Below are 22,108 nucleotides of genomic sequence, written 5' to 3'. Positions count from 1 at the left end.
ACAGGCTCCTATAATGAAAGAAGAGCGTTCCTTAAGAACGCTCTTCTATTTATAAATTTGGGTTGTCGATGATTTTGCCAAAATTATAACTGGCAAACCTTCCCGCATCTTTTGGATGAACAACGTCAATTTCTTCATGCCCCCATGGCCAGCCACCAAATTGCGTTCTGCGGTATTCTGCAAAAGACTGGTCTAATTCTTCTTTAGTATTCATGACAAAAGGACCGTAAGCTGCCACAGGCTCATTAATTGGTTCTCCTTCTAAAATTAATAATTTAGCTCGTTCTGAACCGTTTTTAATGATAATTTCCTCACCTCCCTCTAAATCTGCTATATAGTTAGGTTGAAGACTATAATCTTCAATTGAAACCACCCCTTTTCCATCATAAAAGAATAAAAATCTATTCATAGTATCTGATACAGCATTTAGAGTGTATGAAGCATTTGGTGCTAAGTCTATTAAAGCCACCCCTACATGATGATTAGGATCTTTTGCCCAAGAGTAGGGAAGAGCTTCTATGGATTTTACACCATTATATTCACCTAGAATCACTTTCACTTTTGCCTCGTCACCGACTTTTGTTACAGGAATCTTTTCGTGCCAAAGCATTTTATATTGAGGTTCTGTCATTTTGCTGGAAGCTGGCAGGTTAAGCCAAATTTGGAATAAGCGCAACGGATTTTCTTTGTCTTCGTGAATCAATGGAAACATTTCGCCATGCAATACACCTGACCCTGCACTCATTAATTGTACATCACCTTCACCATAACGACCTTTTGAGCCTTTTGAATCGAAGTGATCGGCATAACCTTCCTCAGCTATCGTAATAATTTCAAATCCTCTATGTGGGTGAAATGGAAAACCAGGAATTTCTTTACCATGATACATGCGCCATTCTGCATTACTATCAAAATCATTACCCAAATTTTTACCATCCAAGGACGCTTTAGGACCAAATTTGCCATTGCCTTCTGGGTATTTGTCATAATGGTATGCACCCATAATAAATGGATCGCCAATAGGCATTGGACCTGTCACTTTTTGGATATTTTTAACTTTCATTTTTAAGCCTTTCTTTTTGATATATAATCATCAAATGACATGCCGTAATGTACTAAAAGTTGATGAGGTTACCTGGAGGTAAGTGAGAAGTTTATTCTTCCATCCAGCCCAATATTGCATTGACCCAAGGGATATCAAATATTAGCCATTCATTAGTTTGTTTTGTCCATATCTGAAGTCCTTTAGGGTAACCAAGATTGGATTTATATTCTCCATAGGTTATAGCAATTGAATTTCTAGTCGCATATACCGTATTTGACCATTTATTACCAATTTCGTTACCATTAAAGTAAAATGTCCTATCAAAATCATTTTGAGCAGTTTTGCTAGAGTATTCAAAATTAGCATTTACGTTAAACCTGTTTGTAATCGATAACTTCTTATGAGTTAAATCCACTAAATAATAATCATTGCTCGATGCTTTATGCAGAAGATGATTCATAGGATCAACCTTAAAATAACCATTTAGTATTCCTTTAGATAAAGAATCGTGTGTATAAAACTCCTCGTCTATGTCTGAATCAATATTATATCTTCTAATTGCTACTTTATGATACATATCTTTTTTAAGCGTATCTATTAGACGATGATGAACTACGTAGAGAAAAGACGTATTATCCACCCAATAGGTTTCAATGTTTGGAAATTGAGCATCTGAATACATGGCTGGACCAGACTTTACATCTTCTATGATTAATTTTCGATTTCCTGAATAATCATTTAACCAGATTTTATAAGGTAGATTTGTGCGGTCGAGTTCCAAATAGTGCGTATTATTAGGATTACTTCTATCTTTTCGGGGTTTATACCATGTATTTTCAGTAATAAAATCGTATGCTTTTGAGTTAAGGTTTAGAGCTAAATATCCTTTGCCTGTGAATGAATTATTCCTGTAAAAAATAAGAGTATCCGAATTGTTGTGAATTGCAATAAAATGGTCACCATCTTCTGTTTTAATTATTGAAGATTGTTTCAAATCTATCACACTTCCATAAGAAGGAATGTAATATTTGTTTTTATAGATGATTCCGCTATAGTTACTAAAGCCAACGCGAGAAGTTTTAAATCCATCCTTTCTATCGCCGATCTGGATAATGGTGTCTTTTCCAATAAATATTCCATTTTTGAAATTATAGCTGGTCACATAATTAAAGGATCCATTTCCTTCCATAAATTCTGCTACTATTAGTTTTTGGATTTTATCTTGAGCAGAAAGTATGAGATGGTTGGTTATAAAAAGGATTAATAGGAATATTCTCATAATTATATAGTTTAATTATTAGTGATTAATGCTCTTTATTTAGCTAACAAAGGATATATTTCACTTTCAATATGCGCTTCTTCTATCAGCATAGCAAGTTGTTTAACTTTTTTAGGATTTGAAGTCGCTAAATTATTTTGTTCGAACGGATCTTTGTCAATATTATATAGCTCATAGTAAGAATCTTTAGGTGATCCGACTTTCTGTTTAATCAATTTCCAGCTTTTGGATAGAACTGCTTGTCTTCCTCCATCTTCATGAAATTCCCAATACAAATATTTATGTTTCTTTTGCTTTGTATTCTTTACGAGTGTCGGCAAAAAAGATATGCCATCATTTTGAGTAGATGGTGTTAAATTAGCGAGTTCTAATATAGTGTTGTACACATCCCAAAATGCTCCAACATGTTTAATATCTTGATTGGGAGCAATTTTGTTTTTCCAATTTACGATTAGTGGAGTACGTACACCTCCTTCATATAGCGACCTTTTGACGCCTTTAAAACCTGCTGTACTGTTGAAAAAATCAGGATCAGCTCCACCTTCACGATGTGCACCGTTGTCACTTGTAAATAGGATAATTGTATTTTCGCGCAATCCTAATTCATCAAGTTTTTCTATTATTTGACCCACGTAAGCATCCATTCGAGTGATCATTGCAGCATAGGTCGCGCGTGGCTTGTCCACAGAAGCATATCCACCTATGGTTGCATTTGGCCCATAATCTTGACCTTTGTGTGGAGTCTCCACAAAAGCATTTTCATACATTTTGAAATATTCATCATCAGGGCCAGCTAATTCAGCATGAGGCAATACTGTAGGAACAAAAAGGAAGAATGGTTTTTGTTTATTGTCATCAATAAATTTCAACGTCTGTTCTTGAATAAGAGTAGGCGCATAATGAACTTTGTCTGCTAAATTATTTCCAGCAAGGATCACACGTTTGTCATTGTGCCACAAATGCGTAGGGTAGTAGCGGTGTGATTGTCGCTGACAATTATATCCATAAAAGGTATCGAATCCTTTGAGGTTAGGATCTCCGCTAGTTCCGACCATTCCAAGTCCCCATTTCCCAAATGCTCCAGTTACATATCCATTTTGCTGTAGATCCATCGCAAAAGTTCGTATGGAGTCAGCTAAGGGTTCTTGACCTTCGGGCTCGATTTCTTTGTTTCCACGCACATAAGTATGACCTGTATGCTTTCCTGTCATTAAAGACGCGCGTGAGGGTGCACATACAGAAGTGCCAGCATAGAATTGGGTGAATTTTGCGCCCTGCTGAGCCAATTTGTCTATATTTGGTGTTTTGATTTTAGTTTGGCCATACGCACCAAGATCCCCAATACCTAAATCATCCGCCATTATAAACACAATATTTGGGTTCCTAGTTTGCCCATTCACTGATATGGCTAATGTAAATAGGATAATTGTAATAAATTTTCTTATTTTCTGCATTTAGATAAAATTATTCTATGAAAAAATAAAATGTAATCCAATAAATATATTTTAAATTTATAAAATTTTAGTTAAAATTATTGTGTAATATTTAAAATACATAGCATTAATAATTCTTATGTATTCCCATAAAAAGTGAATCAGATTTTTTTCATGGATAAATATAAGTAAGAATAACGAATTGATTCTTATTCAATTTATTATATTTTGATGCACAACATAACTGTTAATTTATTAAACATAAAAAGGTTCTTTTCATTGCTGAAAAGAACCTTTTTACGAAAGGAGAATTATTAAAATATTATCCTTCTGATGTATTTAAGAATACAAACTTGCCATCGAACACATCCAATTGAATAATTGAATCTGAAGTTACTTTGCCAGCTAATATTTCTTTGGACAATTCGTTCAAAATTCGTTTTTGAATAACACGTTTCAATGGACGTGCACCGTAAATCGGATCGTAACCCAACTGTGCTAACCAATCCAAAGCTTCTTCTGTCGCTGTCAATTGAATATTTTGTTCAGCCAATTGACGAGTAACGTGATGGAACTGCATACGTACAATATCTCCGATTTCATTTCTGCTCAACGGAGTGAACATAATGATCTCATCAATACGGTTCAAAAACTCAGGACGAATAGATTTTTGTAATAATTCAAAAACTTCGTCTTTTGTTTTCGCTATGATCTCATCACGATTCACCTCTGTCAGCGTAGAGAAATTCTCTTGGATAATGTGCGAACCTGTATTCGAAGTCATGATGATAATTGTATTTTTGAAGTTTACGACACGACCTTTGTTGTCAGTCAAATGTCCATCATCCAATACTTGTAACAAAATGTTAAATACGTCCGGATGCGCTTTTTCAATCTCATCCAATAACACAACAGAATAAGGACGACGACGAACTGCTTCAGTCAATTGACCACCTTCATCATAACCCACATATCCTGGAGGCGCACCGATCAATCGTGATACCGAATGACGTTCTTGATATTCTGACATGTCGATACGTACCAAGGCTTGCTCATCATCGAATAAGAACTCAGCTAAAGCTTTTGCTAATTCCGTTTTACCTACCCCCGTAGTACCTAAGAAGATAAATGATCCAATAGGACGTTTAGCATCACTTAAACCAGCTCGTGAACGACGGATAGCATCCGAAATCGCTTCAATAGCTTCTTCTTGACCAGCAACACGTTTGTGTAATTCTGTTTCTAAGTTTAACAATTTCTCACGTTCCGATTGTACCATTTTGCTTACTGGAATACCAGTCCAACGGGATACCACATCTGCGATATCTTCAGCGGTAACTTCTTCTTTCAGCATACGTGAGCTTTTTTGTTTTTCGCTTAGTTCAGCTTTCAATTTTTCTACCGTATCTTGTGCTTCTTTGATTTTTCCGTAGCGTAATTCAGCAACTTTACCATAATCACCTGCACGTTCGGCTTGATCAGCTTCTAATTTATAGTTCTCTATATTTTGCACTTCTTGGTTCACGCGATCAACGAGTGTTTTCTCGGCTTGCCAAGCTGCTTTCAACGAATCACGTTCAGCCGAAAGATTCGCAATAGTCTCCGATAATTCAGCTACCTTTTTCTCATCTTTCTCGCGTTTGATCGCTTCACGCTCAATTTCTAGTTGCATGATACGACGATCTAATTCATCAACAGCTTCTGGCACCGAATCCATTTCCAAACGCAATTTAGAAGCCGCTTCATCGACTAAGTCAATCGCTTTATCTGGTAGGAAACGATCTGTGATATAACGTTGTGATAGTTCCACAGCCGCTATAATCGATTCGTCGAGAATACGCACTTTGTGGTGCGTTTCGTAACGTTCTTTCAAACCACGAAGGATTGAAATAGCATCTTGTGTATCCGGTTCTTCGACCATCACCTTTTGGAAGCGACGCTCAAGGGCTTTATCCTTTTCAAAATATTTTTGGTACTCATTCAGCGTTGTCGCACCGATAGCACGCAATTCTCCACGCGCTAAAGCAGGTTTCAAGATATTAGCGGCATCCATTGCCCCTTCGCCACCACCTGCGCCAACTAATGTATGAATCTCATCGATGAATAAGATGATTTCTCCATCAGAATCCGACACCTCTTTTACCACAGCTTTCAAGCGCTCTTCAAATTCACCTTTATATTTCGCCCCAGCAATCAATGCTCCCATATCTAGGGAGAATACAGTCTTAGATTTCAAATTTTCTGGTGCGTCACCTTTGATGATACGATGCGCAATACCTTCAGCAATCGCAGTTTTACCTACACCTGGCTCACCGACCAATATTGGATTATTCTTCGTTCTACGCGATAGAATCTGCATCACACGCCGAATTTCTTCATCACGTCCGATTACAGGATCTAATTTTCCTGATTCTGCGAACTCATTCAAGTTGCGTGCGTATTTGCCTAATGCATTATATGTAGCTTCTGCATTTGGGTCTGTCACTCTATTATTTCCTCTCAATTCTTTTATAGCTAATTTTAAATCTTTTTCATTTATTCCTTGATCTTTTAAGAGACTCCCCACTTTGTCTGAAGAGGAGAGAAGTGCTAATAAAAGATGTTCTATTGACACATATTCGTCATTAAATTCTTTCAAATAGCTTTGTGCTTTCTGAAGAACTGATGCCGCATTATTACTTAGATAAATATTGCTTCCCGATACCTTTGGTAATGCATCTACCAGTTTATCGGTTTCCGTGCTAATGTAATTGCTATTTGCATTAAGCTTTTTAAGTAAATGCGAAATAACATTTTCATCGACGCTTAGTAATGCTTTTAGTATATGTGCAGGCTCAATTGCTTGTTGCTGATTTGCTGTCGCAATTTCTGAAGCCTTTTGTATGGCTTCCTGAGCTTTGATAGTGTAATTGTTAAAATTCATATCTGTTTTCCTTTCGGTTTACATACATATTTTAACAAATGGAATGCCTATAGGTTTTGGAAGTATAAAATCGGAAATTTTGTCTGTTCTGAATAAATTATAAGGACATTATTTCAGATTGTTTATTAGAATAATGAAGTTTTGGCAAAAAATAAAGCGCAAGGATCATCTTGCGCTTTTCAAATTTTGTATGGGCTATATTATTAGCCTAAGTAAGATTTTAAAATTTTGCTACGAGAAGTGTGACGTAGACGTTGTAATGCTTTGTCTTTGATTTGACGTACACGCTCTCTTGTTAAATTAAATTTTTCACCGATTTCCTCAAGTGATAGTGGGTGATTAGATCCTAATCCGAAGAATAATACGATAATCTCTCTTTCTCTTTCTGTTAATGTAGATAGGGAACGTTTGATTTCTTCTGATAATGACTCGTCGATCAATGAACTATCTGTATCTGGGTCAGAGTTTTCCAATACATCTAATAGTGTATTTTCTTCACCTTGTACAAATGGTGCATCCATTGAAACGTGTCTACCCGAATTACTCAATGTATCCGAAACTTTATCTACCGTAGTTTCTAAGATATCTGCTAATTCTTCTGGAGAAGGCTCGCGTTCGTACTCTTGTTCTAATTTTGAGAAAGCTTTGCTGATTTTGCTCAATGAACCAACCTGGTTCAAAGGTAAACGAACGATACGTGATTGTTCAGCGATAGCTTGCAAAATAGATTGACGAATCCACCACACCGCATAAGAGATGAATTTAAAACCTTTTGTTTCGTCAAAACGTTTTGCTGCTTTGATTAGGCCTAAGTTACCTTCGTTAATCAAGTCACCTAAAGTAAGACCTTGATTCTGATATTGTTTAGCTACAGAAACGACGAAACGTAAGTTGGTTTTTGTTAATTTCTCTAATGCCACTTGATCCCCCTCGCGAATACGTTGAGCCAAGATTACCTCTTCTTCAGCAGTAATCAAGTCAACTTTACCAATTTCATGTAAATACTTGTCAAGAGATTGTGATTCACGATTCGTGATCGATTGTGTAATTTTGAGCTGTCTCATTAATTTTTATACCTTTTTTCTGGATGTTGCAAAAATACGAAAAAAACAAGTCTTTTCGTGTAATAATTTTGTAATTTATTGCTTCATTATGAGGAAGTTGTGAATCGTATTGAAGTGTTTACTTTACTTCAAAAATCATTCCAAAAATTATTAAATAATGTTAACGTTCCATTATAAAGCAATAAATAATTTTTGTTTCATAATTAAAACCTTTTTGTCGCTAAAATGTTTTTTCAATATAAAATTATATTAAATGAAAAAGTTAATTATCCGCTTAGATCAGGTTATGGCTAAAAGAAGAATGTCACTTAATGAATTGAGTGAACATGTAGGGATTACTTTATCAAATCTGTCAATATTAAAAAATAATAAAGCTAAAGCTATTCGTTTATCCACATTGGCAGCTATTTGTAAGGCTTTAGACTGCCAACCTGGAGATATAATAGTGTATGAAGAAGATTGATTTTTTAATTAATGATAGATTTATTTCTCAAACCGATATCCTTTTAAAAACTCATTTATTTCCATACGTTTTTTGCCTTCAATTTGAATCATTTTCAAATTGATAAAGCCATCATTTGTGGCAAATTTTAAATACGTTTTACCATCGGTTTCGTAAGTTCCAGACTCTTTCTGATGGGATTGAATTTCTTTTTCTGCCTCATAGACTTTAAGCACTTTCCCATGTAAATATGTGAAGGCTGTAGGATAGGGGCTTAATCCACGTATAAGGTTGTAGATTTTTTCTGTGGAATTATTCCAGTCAATTAGACAATCTTCTTTGAAAATTTTAGGAGCATGTTTCAGATCTTCTATCTTAAAGTCTTCTTGTGGAATAGGCTTTATCGTATTATTACGAAGACCTTCAATTGTTTTGATTAACGTTTCGGCTCCGGCGTTCATTAATTTATCATGAAGTATTCCGGCATTATCTGTTTCGGCAATATCTACTTTTGTCGATAAAAGAATATTTCCTGTATCTATTTCATGTTGTAGAAGGAAGGTAGTTACACCGGATTGTTTTTCACCATTAATTACAGCATGGTTGATAGGCGCGGCACCACGATACTGAGGAAGCAAGGACGCATGTACATTTATTGTTCCCATAGGAGGCATATTCCAGACCATTTCTGGTAACATTCGGAAAGCAACTACGACTTGCAGGTCTGCATTATAGGACTTTAACTCTTCAATGAATTGAGGATCTCTCAATTTTTCGGGTTGCAGTACAGGTAATGCATTTGCTTCCGCAAATACTTTAACAGCAGATTTGTTTAATTTTTGTCCTCTACCAGCTGGTTTGTCTGGAGCAGTAATCACAGCAACAACATTTTCTCCAGCATCAAGCAAAGCTTTTAGTGAAGCTACTGCAAAATCTGGAGTTCCCATAAAAACGATACGCATATATTCTTATTACTTTTATTTTAAAACGGTATAACTTGAATTTGTCAAGTGCCAAAAATTATTAACTTTGCGAAGTTACAAAATAATATTGCAGGTTGAATTTTCCTTTATTTTTAGCCAATAGAATAAATATAAAAGGTCAACGGACTTTTTCAAAACTTATTGTGCGTGTCACAATAGGCGCGTTGTCTATTGCCATAATAGCTATTCTATTATCTGTCGCTATCCTTCGAGGGTTCAAAGAAGAAATTACCACGAAGCAACGTGGTTTTTTTGGTGATATTGTGGTAACTAAACAGACATTGGCGGATTATGAGCTGATGCCAGTCTTCTTGAGTGATTCCCAAACTACTCAAATACTTTCTATTCCAAATATCGAATCCATAAACGGTTTTGCGACTAAAGTAGGTATAATCAATGTCAATTCAGAGGTCGAAGGAGTGATGTTAAAAGGCGTTGAACCGAACTATGATCAGCGTTTTTTGAAAAGCTCTTTAGTTGACGGCGAAATTTTAGATTTGAATGCAGAAAATGCTGAACAACAACTTTTAGTATCTTATTACTTAGCTAATCGCTTAAATTTAAAAGTTGGTGATGATGTCATCATGTCCTTTGTTCAGGAGAATAGAACGCGTAAGCGCAAATTTCTGATAAAGGGAATTTATCGTACTAATTCTGATGATTGGGACAAAAATTATGTGGTAGGTTCTATCGAAATTATTCGGAAGATGAATCATCTGCTTGTGAATGAAACAGGCGCCTATGAGATTCGCGTAAAAGATTTTAAGCAGCTCGAGCACTCCACTGAAGCAGTGAATGAGGCATTGCCGGTATCATTGAAAGCGACAAATGTCATAGAATATTGGGCGGATGTGTTCAATTGGCTTGAAATGCTAGATATGAATGATGATATCATATTTGTACTGATGGTAATAGTGGCAGTTATTAATATGATTTCCTCTTTGCTGATCACGATTTTGGAACGTACCAATATGATAGGAATTTTGAAAGCTTTAGGTATGAATAATACAGCCTTGCGTAAAGTGTTTATGATGAATTCTTTGTATATCATTGGGTATGGTCTTTTGATTGGAAATGTAGTGGCGATGGTAGCTTATTTTTTCCAACGAACAACACACTTTTTCAAACTAGATCCAAGTATTTATTACTTAGAGTTTGTTCCTATGCATATTGATTTTCTAACAGTAGTTATCTTAAATATATCTGTTATTGTATTGGTTTTCTTGACCACGATCATTCCTTCGATGTTAATTACGCGAATATCTCCTATAAAAACTATTCAGTTTAAATAAATACTCGATCGTTGTATTCCGAAATGCCGTCTTTTTTTTGTATTTTAACTGCGGAGAATACTTCTTCAAAGTTGAATAGAAAAAATTATAGCAGATATCGATGAATAACAAAGTATTAGACCATTTAATTCATGCTTTTCAGGCTCCGCTTACCAATCCCGTTTTAATTTTTTCTTTAGTATTACTTATTATTCTATTATCGCCTATTTTACTAAGACCGATTCGCGTTCCTGGGATTATTGGTTTGATTATAGCTGGGGTAATTATTGGTCCTCATGGTTTAAATTGGTTAGAAAAGAATTCAGCTGTTAATTTATTCTCTACCATAGGTCTGCTTTATATTATGTTTATTGCCGGACTTGAATTAGATATGAATGAATTCAAGAAAACCAAACATAAAAGCGGTCTTTTTGGATTTTTCACCTTTATAATCCCGATAATAATCGGTTTTCCTGTGTGTTTTTACGGGTTAGGGTATGATCTGTTGCCTAGCATTCTGATAGCGAGTATGTTTGCTACACATACCTTGGTTTCCTATCCAATTGTGAATCGCTATGGTATTTCGAAACACGAAGCGGTAGCCATTACAATAGGTGGAACCATTCTTACAGACACTGCAGTGTTGATTATTTTGGCTGTTATCACAGGGGCTTCACAAGGAAATATTAATCAAGAGTTTTGGGTTACATTGGGTGTATCATTTGCTGTTTTTCTTCTGATTATGTTTGGTGTAATTCCCCGCATTGCCAAATGGTTTTTCCAACGAGTAGAATCAGAGAAGACCGGACATTATATTTTTGTACTTACTGTAGTTTTCTTCTCCGCATTTATGGCCGAAATGGCAGGACTAGAGCCGATTATTGGAGCATTCGTAGCAGGTTTAGCATTAAATAAGTTAATACCGCATTCTTCAGCTTTGATGAATCGTATTGAATTTATTGGAAACGCTATTTTTATTCCTTTCTTCTTGATATCGGTAGGGATGATTGTAGATATCAGTGTACTTACCAAGGGTCCAATGGCATTGATAGTGGCAGGTACACTTACTGTCGTGGCTGTTTTAGGAAAGTTTCTTGCTGCCACCGCTACGCAATTAACCTTCAAATATTCTTCCAGTCAGCGCAATCTAATTTTCGGATTGAGCAATGCGCACGCTGCAGCTACATTAGCCGTGATCATGGTGGGGCACAGCAATGGCTTAATTGATGAAAATGTCTTGAATGGTACGATTGTATTAATATTGATAACCTGTATTATAGCCTCTATGGTGACTGAAAGTGCTTCTAAAAAAGTTGTACGAGAAGGACATCAGGATGATGAGCATATCGAGCATGTCGAAGAATCAGAAGAACAAATCATGATTCCATTGGCTAATATGAACAATATGGAACCTATATTGGATTTTGCGGCATTGATACGTTCCAAAAAATCGCACTATCCAATAAGTATAGTTAGTGTGGTGAAAGACAATGAACAGGCCGAAATAAATGTACAGGAAGCTAAACGCAATTTGGAAAGTACGGCTAAATATGCTTCTGGTTCAGAAACTGAAGTCGAATTGCTAACCACTGTAGATATTAATATTCCGGCAGGTATCGCCCGCATGTCGAAAAAAGTATTGGCTGACTGTATTATAATGGGTTGGCCTAGTGTTGCTTCCTTTGTTGAAAAAATCGTAGGAGAAAAAGCAGAAAGTATCCTGAATAATACTGATACCACGCTCTTTATGTGTAAAATTGAGAAACCTTTAATTTCTCATCGTTCCATTACTGTTTTTGTTCCGCCTTTGGCAGAGTCTGAGGTCGGTTTTGAATATTGGATGGACAAAATTTTAAAATTGGCTCGAGAATTGTCCCTTCCAATTTGCTTTGTGTGTGATTCGCGTACAGAAGAATATATTCAACAGCTGAAAAAAAGCCTTAAATCTTCTGTGAAAATGACATTTGGAAACTACGAAGATTGGGATAATATTTATGGTGTAGCTACTTATAGTAACTCCGATTCTTTACTTGTTTTTGTATCTTCAAGACAAGGTGAAGTTTCCTACAGGGATTCATTAGATGGCTTAGCAAAACGTGTAGGTCGTTATTATAAAAACCAGAATTTGATATTGATTTTCCCAAGTCGACAAGAAAATCAACATATCGACGAGTACGAATCTATTCAAACTTCGCCATTATTCCGCAAAATCACACGCGAAATTGGTAATATATTTAATAAAGAGAAATCCAACTAAAACTATTTATTATGGGCGAAAAAATCACAATGGGAAACAATGGTGTGTTAAATGTTCCTAATACACCAATAATACCTTTTATTATAGGAGATGGAATAGGACCAGACATTTGGAATGCTGCCGTTCGTGTATTTGATGAAGCAGTACAGAAAGTCTATTCTGGAGAAAGAGCGATTGAATGGAAAGAAGTTTTAGCTGGTGAAAAGGCTTTTAATACAACAGGAAGTTGGCTTCCCGAAGAAACATTAGCTACTTTCAAAGAATATTTAGTCGGAATTAAAGGACCGTTGACTACGCCGATTGGAGGAGGTATTCGTTCGTTGAATGTTGCTTTGCGCAAAGAGTTGGATTTATATGTATGTCTTCGTCCCACAAAATGGTACGAAGGAGTTCCTTCTCCCGTTAAACGACCGCAAGATGTGAATATGGTGATCTTTCGTGAGAATACAGAAGATATTTATGCAGGAATTGAGTTTGCTGCAGGTACCTCGGAGTCAAAGCAATTACAGCATTACCTCTTGAACGATTTAAATGTTGATTATTCTTTCAATGAAAATACAGGTGTAGGTATTAAAATCGTTTCGGAAGAAGGTTCAAAACGTTTAGTTCGCTCGGCAATTGAATATGCTATTACGCATAAATTACCGTCAGTGACAATTGTTCATAAGGGTAATATTATGAAATATACCGAAGGGGCTTTCAAGAATTGGGGTTTTGAGGTAGCGGAAACAGAATTTGCAGAGTATACCTATACATGGGGGCAGTGGGAGAGAACTAAAACGGAAAAGGGTCAAGAAGTTGCCAACACTGAACAAAAAGAGGCTGAATTAGCTGGCAAAATCATTATTAAAGATATCATTGCGGATAATTTTTTACAACAAATATTATTAGCGCCGAAAGATTATGCTGTTGTTGCGACATTAAATTTAAATGGAGATTATATTTCGGATGCTTTGGCAGCAATGGTAGGGGGTATAGGTATTGCTCCTGGAGCAAATATCAATTACAAAACTGGTCACGCTATTTTCGAAGCTACACATGGTACGGCTCCTCGATTTGCTAATACCAATACGATGAATCCTTCATCAGTGATATTGAGTGGAGTTATGATGCTGGAATATTTAGGTTGGCAAGAAGCGGCAGATAAGATTGTTGAAGCTCTTTCTCAAACAATAAAGGATAAAACCGTTACAATAGATTTTTATAACTTGATGGAGAATGCAACCTTATTGAAAACAAGTGAGTTTGCAGATAAAATAATAGCGAAGCTTTAAAATGTTATACGAAGAATTACCTGCTTTTGTACGTGAGTCAACGGTATTAAGTGAAGAGGAAAAAATAAAACTGACAACTGTAGATTCACTTCCTTCGGAATTGGAAGTAGATTCATTTCGAATGCTTTCGAATATACAAGAATTAACAAATGCCTTTATTGGAGATGAGAGTACCAGAAATGTACATTTACAAGAAAAGGCAAAAGAATTTATTGCGGTAAATGATATTCTTTCGGCATGGAAAGTGATTTTACTATAATAATAGTAAAATCACTTTTATTAGCTAAACATATTGTCTGAATCTCTAAAGAAGAAATAATAGATAATAGCCAATATTATAATAGCAATTATAATCACGAGAATAATATTCTTACCAGCTGGCTTATCACCCTCTTCTTCATTCACAACATCAGGGACTTTTCCTTCCCAATCTTTTTGTTCATTTTTTTCTTCTTGCATAGTAGTATATAATTGTTGCTATAAATAGAACAATCTTTATGCTAAGAAGTTTGATTTGTGCTAAAAAAGAAAAAGCTCAACCTTTGAAAGATTGAGCTATATTTTTATACTTATTTAAGAATCTTAGCTTTCTTTGAAATAATGTCTTATCTCGTTTCTCAAGTTATAGTTTGAAGCCATTACTTCACCGTATGCACCAGCAGTACGGATAGCCATTAAATCACCACGTTTGCTAACTGGTAATTTTACTTCTTTGCCAAAGCAATCCGAACTTTCGCAGATAGGTCCCACCACATCGTAGTTTAGTACTTTATCTTCTGAAGATATTTCTCCAATTTTCTCAATTTTGTGGTAAGCTTGATATAAAGCAGGACGCATTAATTCAGTCATACCTGCATCCAGGATTAAGAAGTTTTTCTTTTGACCACTTTTCGTATAAAGGACTTTGCTGACTAATGTGCCACATTGTGCTACCAAGGCTCTTCCTAATTCGAAATGCACTTCATGCTGTGCGGTACGTTCCAAGAATTTGTCGAAGACGTCAAAGTAAGCTTCAAAATCAGGAATCGGATTTTCATCAGGATTTTTGTAATCTACACCTAATCCACCGCCGACATTGATTACTTTGATGTAAGTACCACGTTCTTCAAAGAAGTTTTTCCATTCGTTAACTTTCACACAAAGGCTTTTGAAAACATTCATATCTGTAATCTGAGAACCCACATGGAAATGCAATCCAATTAAATTGATATTCGCACAGTTTTTAATTACTGCAGCGGCCTTTTCCAATTCCGAATTAGGTACACCAAATTTATTCTCGTCCAATCCTGTAGTAATGTAATGGTGTGTATGTGCATCGACATTTGGATTGATGCGCAACGAAACATTTGCTTTTTCGCCAACTTGCTCTGCCAATTCATTGATAACCTCCAGCTCTTGGATAGATTCTACATTGAAAGCAAAGATTTGATGCTTTAAAGCGGAAATAATCTCTTTGTCAGATTTTCCAACACCAGCAAAAGTAATTTTATCAGCTGAAAATCCGAGCTCAATAGACTTTTCTACTTCATTACCACTTACACAATCTGCCCCAAAACCTTTGGATTGAATAACGGATAAAATTCTGTCATTGAAATTTGCTTTCAATGCATAATGAATGTGAAAATTACGTTTTTCCGCAGCTTTTTTGGCTATGTCAAGCGTACGTTCTAACAATGTTAAATCGTAGAAATAAAACGGTGTCTCTTGCTGAGAAAGACTTTCTTGTATGTGTTTATTTTGAAACATATGGTAGATCTTCAGCTATTAAAATAATCTATTGTGTAATGAACGTAAAGCTTCAGTTTTGTGTTTTGAATCTAATAAGATAGAAACATTATAATCCGAACCACCATATGAAATCATACGGATAGGCAAGTGTTTTACAGCATCTAACACGCGCGCTGCATAACCGTGCGTATTTGCTCCAAAATCACCAACCACGCAAATGATAGTTTGTCCTTCATCTACACCTACTTTACCAAAAACTTCTACTTCTTTGATAATTTCCAATAAATTGCTTGTGTCGTCAATTGACATCGAAACAGCCACTTCGGAAGTTGTGATCATATCAATTGGAGTTTTGTAACGCTCGAAGATTTCAAATACTTTACGTAAGAAACCGTAAGCTAATAACATACGTGAAGAGTGGATGTGAATAGCTGTAATACCATCTTTAGCGGCGATAGCACGAATAGAACCTTTTTCAGCCCCATTTTTAGAAATCAAAGTTCCTTGGGCTGTAGGATCCATAGTATTTAAAAGACGTACAGGTACATTGTATTTTTGAGCAGGGAATACCGATTGTGGATGTAAGATTTTTGCACCAAAATAAGCTAATTCGGCAGCTTCATCAAAACTCAAATTCGCAATGGGTTTTGTGCCCGAAACTACGCGAGGGTCATTATTGTGCATGCCGTCGATATCTGTCCATATTTGAACCTCTTCGGCTTTGATAGCTGCTCCGATTAATGATGCTGTATAGTCAGAACCACCACGACGCAAGTTGTCAATTTCGCCGAAAGAATTTCTACAGATATACCCTTGCGTAATGAAAAGTGTGTTTTCAGAGTTCTGTTCTAAGAACGGAGTTATTTTTTCTGTGATGTATTCAACAATAGGTTCGTTATCCTCGTCAATTTTCATGAAATCCAATGCTGGCAATAAAACCGATGGTACGTTGATCTCCGTAAGGTGCAAATGCCACAGGGTAGTGGACAACAATTCACCTTGCGCCAGAATGATTTTTTCTTCTGTCGGTGTGAATACGTCGTGATTTCCGAAATCCGAGATTAAGTTAAAGTGATAATCAATTAATTCTTTACCTTTTTGAAGACCTTCAGGAGTAGTGAATAATTCTTTGATTAAATCTTCGTATTTATCCTTATGTGCCTTTATTAATTCTAAAGCTTTTGACTTATCTCTATCCGAAAATGCTTGAGAAATCTCTACCAATGCATTTGTTGTGCCTGACACTGCAGACAACACAACGATCTGACGCTCATTAGGGTTTACTATATCCAACAACCCTTTGATGCGTGCTGCACTTCCTACCGAAGTACCACCAAATTTTAAAACTTTCATGTTATAATTAGTAAGTATTTTTTGAATCTGTTAAAAATATTGCGACAAATATACATATACAAAAATGCGGCACAAAATGCTAATAAGCCCTTGTGCCGCATAAGTTTTATGCGGAAGAATTACTTCTTCAGATTATCAATAAGCAATTGAGCAAGCTCTTCACCGATACGCTCTTGCGCTTCGTTAGTAGCAGCACCAATATGTGGCGTCAAAGACACCTTAGGGTGTTTCAGCAAATCAACACGTGGAGTAGGTTCGTCATCAAATACATCCAAACCTGCGAAAGCAACTTTACCCGAATTTAACGCATTGATTAATTCTAATTCATCAATTACACCACCGCGAGAAGCGTTTACTAAACCAACACCATCTTTCAATAATGCAAATTCTTCTTTACCTATTGCTGGTTTATCCAAGAAAGGAACATGCAATGATATAAAATCAGAAACAGCGAACAAGTCGTTCAATTCCACTTGTTTTACTGGAATATCAACAGTTACATTACCTGAGAAATCTAATGTCAACGCTTTAGGTCCTTCGAACAAATCGTAGTACACTACGTCCATTCCCATACCTAAAGCAATTTTAGCTGTTTCGCGACCGATACGACCAAAACCTACAACACCTAAAGTTTTACCTTTCAACTCTACACCAGCAGCGTATTGTTTTTTCAAAGCAGCAAAATTTACATTACCATCAACCGGCATTTTGCGATTTGAATCGTGTAAGAAACGTACACCTGTTAATAAGTGTGCGAATACTAATTCTGCTACAGAGTGAGAAGAAGCTGCAGGCGTATTGACAACTGCTATACCTTTAGAGCGAGCATATTCTACATCGATATTGTCCATACCTACACCACCACGGCCAATAGCTTTGATATTTGGACACGCATCGATTAATTCTTTACGAACTTTAGTCGCACTACGTACAGTAATAGCGTCGTATTCGTTTAATCTGTCTGCTAATTCTGCCTGAGGGATATGGTTAGTATCTACAGTGAAACCAGCATTTTCTAATATTGTTTTACCGATAGGATCAATCCCATCATTGGCTAATATTTTCATTTAATTTAGTTTTATTATTTGTGACTCTCTTCAAACTCGCGCATAGTATCCACTAAAGCATTGATTGATGTAATGCTCAACGCATTGTAAATCGAAGCTCTAAAACCACCTACCGAACGGTGACCTTTGATACCGATCAAGTTACGTTGTTTAGCCAAAGCTAAGAATTCTGCTTCTAATTCTGGTGTATCCATTACAAAAGTAACATTCATTCTAGAGCGGTCTTCTACAGCAGCAGTACCTGTGAAGAATGAATTTCTTTCTATTTCATCGTACAAAGTACGTGCTTTAATAATGTTTTCTTGCTCGATAACTTTGATACCACCTTTAGCTTTCAACCAACGTAAATTCAACATAGAAACATAGATGGAATAAACAGGAGGCGTGTTGTACATTGAGCCAGCTTTAGCGTGTTCTTGGTAGTTGAATATAGTAGGGATAGTACGGCCTGATTTACCTAATAGATCGTTTTTAACGATTACTAAAGTAACACCCGCAGGTCCCATATTTTTTTGCGCACCTGCATAGATTAAATCATATTCAGCTACATTGATTTCTCTACTCAAAATATCCGAAGACATATCAACTACTGTAGGAATAGTTGTTTTTGGTTTTTCAAAAACTTCAGTTCCGTAGATTGTATTATTTGACGTAAAATGGAAATAAGTAGCATCCGAAGGAATTTCGAAATTTTTTGGAACATAGGTATAGTTGCTGTCTTTTGAAGAGGCAACAATCTCAATTTGTCCAAAGTTCTTTGCTTCTTTAGCGGCTTTACTAGCCCACACACCTGTATCCAAGTATGCAGCTTTACCACCTTCAGGCAATAAGTTCATCGGTACCATCGCAAATTGTTGGCTTGCACCACCTTGCAAAAATAGAACCGAATAGTCTTCTGGAACATTTAATAATTCGCGAACTAAGCTTTCAGTCTCTGCTACAACCTCTTCAAACTCTTTAGAGCGGTGAGAGATCTCTAATATCGATAAACCTGTATTATTGAAGTCAAGAACTGCCTTTGCAGCCTCTTGAAATACCTCTTGAGGTAAGATACATGGTCCTGCTCCAAAATTATGTTTCATTACTATTTGTGTTTGTTTTAATTTTTATCGGCAAATATAACAGCTTTTTTAATTAATTGTCAAAATAAAATGGTATTCTTTGTGAAAAATTCATCAATTAATAGTTTTTTGTAAAATTAAAACATCAAAATGACAAATTGATTAGTGGACTAACTGTGCCCTAAGGAGTTATAAAACACGAAATTACAAGTGCGAAGAATATCTACATTTCAGGCTAAATCAAAGGAAGTTTTATTACCTCAAAAGTCCTTATTGTCGATAAAAAATTGTAACTTCGCGAGGTATCGTATTATAGTAATTCGTATCAAAAAATTAGTTTTACAGATTCCTATTTAAAATATGGCTGAAGAAACAGAAAATGACAATAATTTAGTTCCTGCTAACGACAGGATCGTAAAAATCAATATCGAAGACCAAATGAAATCTGCCTACATCGATTACTCGATGTCGGTTATTGTGTCTCGTGCTTTGCCTGATGCAAGAGATGGTCTTAAACCTGTACACAGACGTGTATTATATGGTATGGATGGACTAGGAGTAACTTCTGGAAAACCATATAAAAAGTCTGCCCGTATCGTAGGGGAAGTATTAGGTAAGTACCACCCACATGGTGACTCTTCGGTCTATGATACCATGGTACGTATGGCGCAACACTGGTCTATGCGCTACCCAATGGTAGATGGTCAAGGTAACTATGGTTCCTTGGATGGTGATCCACCAGCAGCTATGCGTTATACAGAAGCACGTCTTCGCAAGGTTGCGGAAGAGATGTTAGCCGATCTGAAAAAAGATACGGTTGATTTCCAACTAAACTTTGATGACTCCGAACAAGAGCCTACTGTATTACCAACACGTATTCCTAACTTATTGGTGAATGGTGCTTCGGGTATCGCTGTAGGTATGGCGACTAACATGGCTCCGCACAATTTGACAGAAGTAATCGATGGAACTATTGCTTATATAGATAATAGAGATATTGAGATTTCTGAGTTAATGCAACACATTAAAGCGCCAGATTTCCCAACAGGAGGTGTGATATATGGTCACTATGGTGTACGCGAAGCTTTCGAGACTGGTAGAGGTCGTATTGTAATGCGTGCCAAAGCAGAGATCGAAACTACGAAATCAGGTCGCGAAATTATTGTCGTAACAGAAATACCTTATTTGATTAATAAAGCAGATATGATTAAACGTACTGCAGAGTTGATCAATGAGAAAAAATTAGAAGGTATCTCAGAAATACGTGATGAATCGGCTAAAGATGTTCGTATTGTATACGAAGTAAAACGTGATGCAAATGCTAACGTGGTACTGAATAATCTATTCAAACATACTTCATTGCAATCCTCTTTCTCTGTGAATAACATTGCCTTAGTAAAAGGACGTCCAATGTTAATGAACTTGAAAGATATGATTCAAGCTTTCGTAGAACACAGACATGATGTAGTTGTACGTCGTACGAAATTTGAATTAGCAGAAGCTGAAAAGCGTGCACATATCTTAGAAGGATATTTGATCGCTTTGGATCATTTGGATGAAGTAATTAAGTTGATTCGTAATTCCGAAACACCAGAAGAAGCTCGTGTGGGCTTGATGGAGAAATTCGGTTTATCAGATATTCAGGCTCGCGCCATCCTTGATATGACGTTACGTCGTTTGACAGGACTAGAACGCGAGAAAATCAAAGAAGAATATGCTGAATTGATGAAGACTATCGATTACTTGAAACAAGTATTAGCGGACGAAGGTTTGCGTTATCAAATTATCAAAGACGAATTAATCGAAGTAAAAGAGAAATTTGGTGATGAGCGTCGTTCAGTTATTGTACATTCAGCTGAAGATATGACAATGGAAGACTTCATCGATGATGAAGAAGTCGTAATTACCATTTCGCATAATAGCTACGTAAAACGTACACCACTTTCTGAGTACAAACGTCAGGGTCGTGGTGGTAAAGGTTCTATCGGATCGAATACACGTGACGAAGACTTTACAGAACATATTATTACAGCTACGGCTCACAACTATATGTTGTTGTTCACGGAATCAGGACGTTGTTTCTGGTTGCGTGCATTCGAGATTCCTGAGGGAAGCCGTACTTCTCGCGGTCGTGCATTGCAAAACATCATTAACGTACCCAAAGAGGAGAAAATAAAAGCGTACATATTGGTGAAAAACTTGAAAGACCAAGAATACTTGGAAAACAACTTCATCATCATGTGTACTAAGCAAGGTACTATTAAGAAAACTTCACTAGAAGCTTATTCTCGTCCTCGTGCTAATGGTATCAATGCTATCAATATCAACGAAGGAGATCAGTTGATCGAAGCTTGTTTGACTAGCGGAAATAGTGAAATTGTAATGGCATTACGTTCTGGTAGAGCTATTCGTTTTAATGAATCTACGGTACGTCCAATGGGTAGAACGGCTACAGGTGTTCGTGGTGTGACTTTAGCACACGAAAAAGATGAAGTAGTTGGCATGATTAGTGTTAATAGTTCTGAAGTATCTGTTTTGGTGGTTTCCGAAAAGGGCTATGGTAAACGTACGGATCTTGATGATTACCGTATCACCAACCGTGGAGGTAAAGGAGTCAAAACCATTAACGTAACAGAGAAAACAGGTGAATTGGTTGCAATTAAAGATGTGACGGATAATGATGACTTAATGATTATCAACAAATCTGGTATTGTGATTCGTATAGGTGTGGATACATTACGTGTAATGGGACGTGCAACACAAGGTGTTCGTTTGATTACATTGAAAGAAAACGATGAAATTGCATCTATCACGAAAGTTGCCCGCGAAGAAGAGGAAGAATTAGAAATAGAAGGAGAGGAAAGCGTAGAAGGCACAGAAGATTCAGCTGCAGATCAAGATAATAATTCGGTTTCAGAGGAATAAAAA

17 protein-coding genes are annotated in these 22,108 nt (G+C 36.3%); 6 read left to right on the top strand and 11 right to left on the bottom strand.

The annotated features are described in order from the left end of the window. Positions 1-49 precede the first annotated feature (49 nt). The 5 genes from H8B04_RS02980 to H8B04_RS02960 form a co-directional block, all read right to left on the bottom strand. Positions 50-1,063: a pirin family protein gene (locus tag H8B04_RS02980; protein ID WP_190301398.1), complete on the bottom strand. Its 1,014-nt coding sequence runs from the start codon at positions 1,061-1,063 to the stop codon at positions 50-52. Positions 1,064-1,154: 91 nt separating this feature from the next. Beyond that, entirely contained in the window at positions 1,155-2,324 is a 1,170-nt protein-coding gene (locus tag H8B04_RS02975) for a hypothetical protein (RefSeq protein ID WP_165290722.1), read from the bottom strand. 35 nt (positions 2,325-2,359) lie between these two features. Further along, positions 2,360-3,778 (bottom strand): arylsulfatase, encoded by a 1,419-nt coding sequence (locus tag H8B04_RS02970; RefSeq protein WP_190301397.1) that lies wholly within the window; start codon positions 3,776-3,778, stop codon positions 2,360-2,362. A gap of 301 nt (positions 3,779-4,079) precedes the next feature. Next, positions 4,080-6,680 (bottom strand): ATP-dependent chaperone ClpB, encoded by a 2,601-nt coding sequence (clpB, locus tag H8B04_RS02965; protein ID WP_165290720.1) that lies wholly within the window; start codon positions 6,678-6,680, stop codon positions 4,080-4,082. 203 nt (positions 6,681-6,883) lie between these two features. Then, entirely contained in the window at positions 6,884-7,744 is an 861-nt protein-coding gene (locus H8B04_RS02960) for a sigma-70 family RNA polymerase sigma factor (RefSeq protein WP_079642450.1), read from the bottom strand. A gap of 253 nt (positions 7,745-7,997) precedes the next feature. Here H8B04_RS02960 and H8B04_RS02955 point away from each other — a divergent pair, with 253 nt between their 5' ends. Continuing rightward, positions 7,998-8,207: a helix-turn-helix domain-containing protein gene (locus tag H8B04_RS02955; RefSeq protein ID WP_165290719.1), complete on the top strand. Its 210-nt coding sequence runs from the start codon at positions 7,998-8,000 to the stop codon at positions 8,205-8,207. A 20-nt stretch (positions 8,208-8,227) separates the two neighbouring features. Here H8B04_RS02955 and fmt read toward each other — a convergent pair whose 3' ends face one another. Then, entirely contained in the window at positions 8,228-9,148 is a 921-nt protein-coding gene (gene fmt, locus H8B04_RS02950) for a methionyl-tRNA formyltransferase (protein WP_190301396.1), read from the bottom strand. Positions 9,149-9,312: 164 nt separating this feature from the next. On the opposite strand from fmt, the gene H8B04_RS02945 reads away from it, so the two are divergent. The 4 genes from H8B04_RS02945 (at position 9,313) to H8B04_RS02930 (ending at position 14,230) form a co-directional block, all read left to right on the top strand. Further along, entirely contained in the window at positions 9,313-10,461 is a 1,149-nt protein-coding gene (locus H8B04_RS02945; RefSeq protein WP_317166094.1) for an ABC transporter permease, read from the top strand. A gap of 100 nt (positions 10,462-10,561) precedes the next feature. Continuing rightward, a complete protein-coding gene (locus H8B04_RS02940; protein ID WP_165290716.1) occupies positions 10,562-12,697 on the top strand; it encodes a cation:proton antiporter in 2,136 nt (711 codons plus the stop codon). An 11-nt stretch (positions 12,698-12,708) separates the two neighbouring features. After that, positions 12,709-13,971: an NADP-dependent isocitrate dehydrogenase gene (gene icd, locus H8B04_RS02935; RefSeq protein ID WP_165290715.1), complete on the top strand. Its 1,263-nt coding sequence runs from the start codon at positions 12,709-12,711 to the stop codon at positions 13,969-13,971. 1 nt (position 13,972) lies between these two features. After that, positions 13,973-14,230: a hypothetical protein gene (locus H8B04_RS02930; RefSeq protein WP_165290714.1), complete on the top strand. Its 258-nt coding sequence runs from the start codon at positions 13,973-13,975 to the stop codon at positions 14,228-14,230. A 20-nt stretch (positions 14,231-14,250) separates the two neighbouring features. On the opposite strand, the gene H8B04_RS02925 is transcribed toward H8B04_RS02930, so the two are convergent. From H8B04_RS02925 to serC, 5 genes are all read right to left on the bottom strand, one after another. Beyond that, the gene (locus H8B04_RS02925) at positions 14,251-14,430 is read right to left on the bottom strand and encodes a hypothetical protein (RefSeq protein WP_165290713.1); all 180 of its coding nucleotides are present in this window, start codon (positions 14,428-14,430) and stop codon (positions 14,251-14,253) included. Positions 14,431-14,553: 123 nt separating this feature from the next. Beyond that, positions 14,554-15,717 carry a diaminopimelate decarboxylase gene (lysA, locus tag H8B04_RS02920; RefSeq protein ID WP_190301395.1) on the bottom strand — a complete coding sequence of 388 codons (1,164 nt, stop codon included), beginning with the start codon at positions 15,715-15,717 and terminating at the stop codon, positions 14,554-14,556. An 18-nt stretch (positions 15,718-15,735) separates the two neighbouring features. Then, entirely contained in the window at positions 15,736-17,052 is a 1,317-nt protein-coding gene (locus H8B04_RS02915; RefSeq protein ID WP_165290711.1) for an aspartate kinase, read from the bottom strand. Positions 17,053-17,171: 119 nt separating this feature from the next. Further along, positions 17,172-18,119: a D-2-hydroxyacid dehydrogenase gene (locus tag H8B04_RS02910; protein WP_165290710.1), complete on the bottom strand. Its 948-nt coding sequence runs from the start codon at positions 18,117-18,119 to the stop codon at positions 17,172-17,174. 14 nt (positions 18,120-18,133) lie between these two features. Next, positions 18,134-19,201 carry a 3-phosphoserine/phosphohydroxythreonine transaminase gene (serC, locus tag H8B04_RS02905; RefSeq protein WP_190301394.1) on the bottom strand — a complete coding sequence of 356 codons (1,068 nt, stop codon included), beginning with the start codon at positions 19,199-19,201 and terminating at the stop codon, positions 18,134-18,136. A 339-nt stretch (positions 19,202-19,540) separates the two neighbouring features. Between serC and gyrA the strand changes: the two genes are divergently transcribed. Next, the gene (gene gyrA / locus H8B04_RS02900; protein WP_190301393.1) at positions 19,541-22,105 is read left to right on the top strand and encodes a DNA gyrase subunit A; all 2,565 of its coding nucleotides are present in this window, start codon (positions 19,541-19,543) and stop codon (positions 22,103-22,105) included. Positions 22,106-22,108: the final 3 nt, after the last annotated feature.

This window comes from Sphingobacterium litopenaei, from assembly GCF_014692495.1.
In the GTDB taxonomy this organism is placed as follows: Bacteria; Bacteroidota; Bacteroidia; order Sphingobacteriales; family Sphingobacteriaceae; genus Sphingobacterium; species Sphingobacterium litopenaei.
The sequence above is the reverse complement of the archived record's forward strand: the minus strand, read 5'-3'. Positions and strand labels throughout refer to the sequence as shown.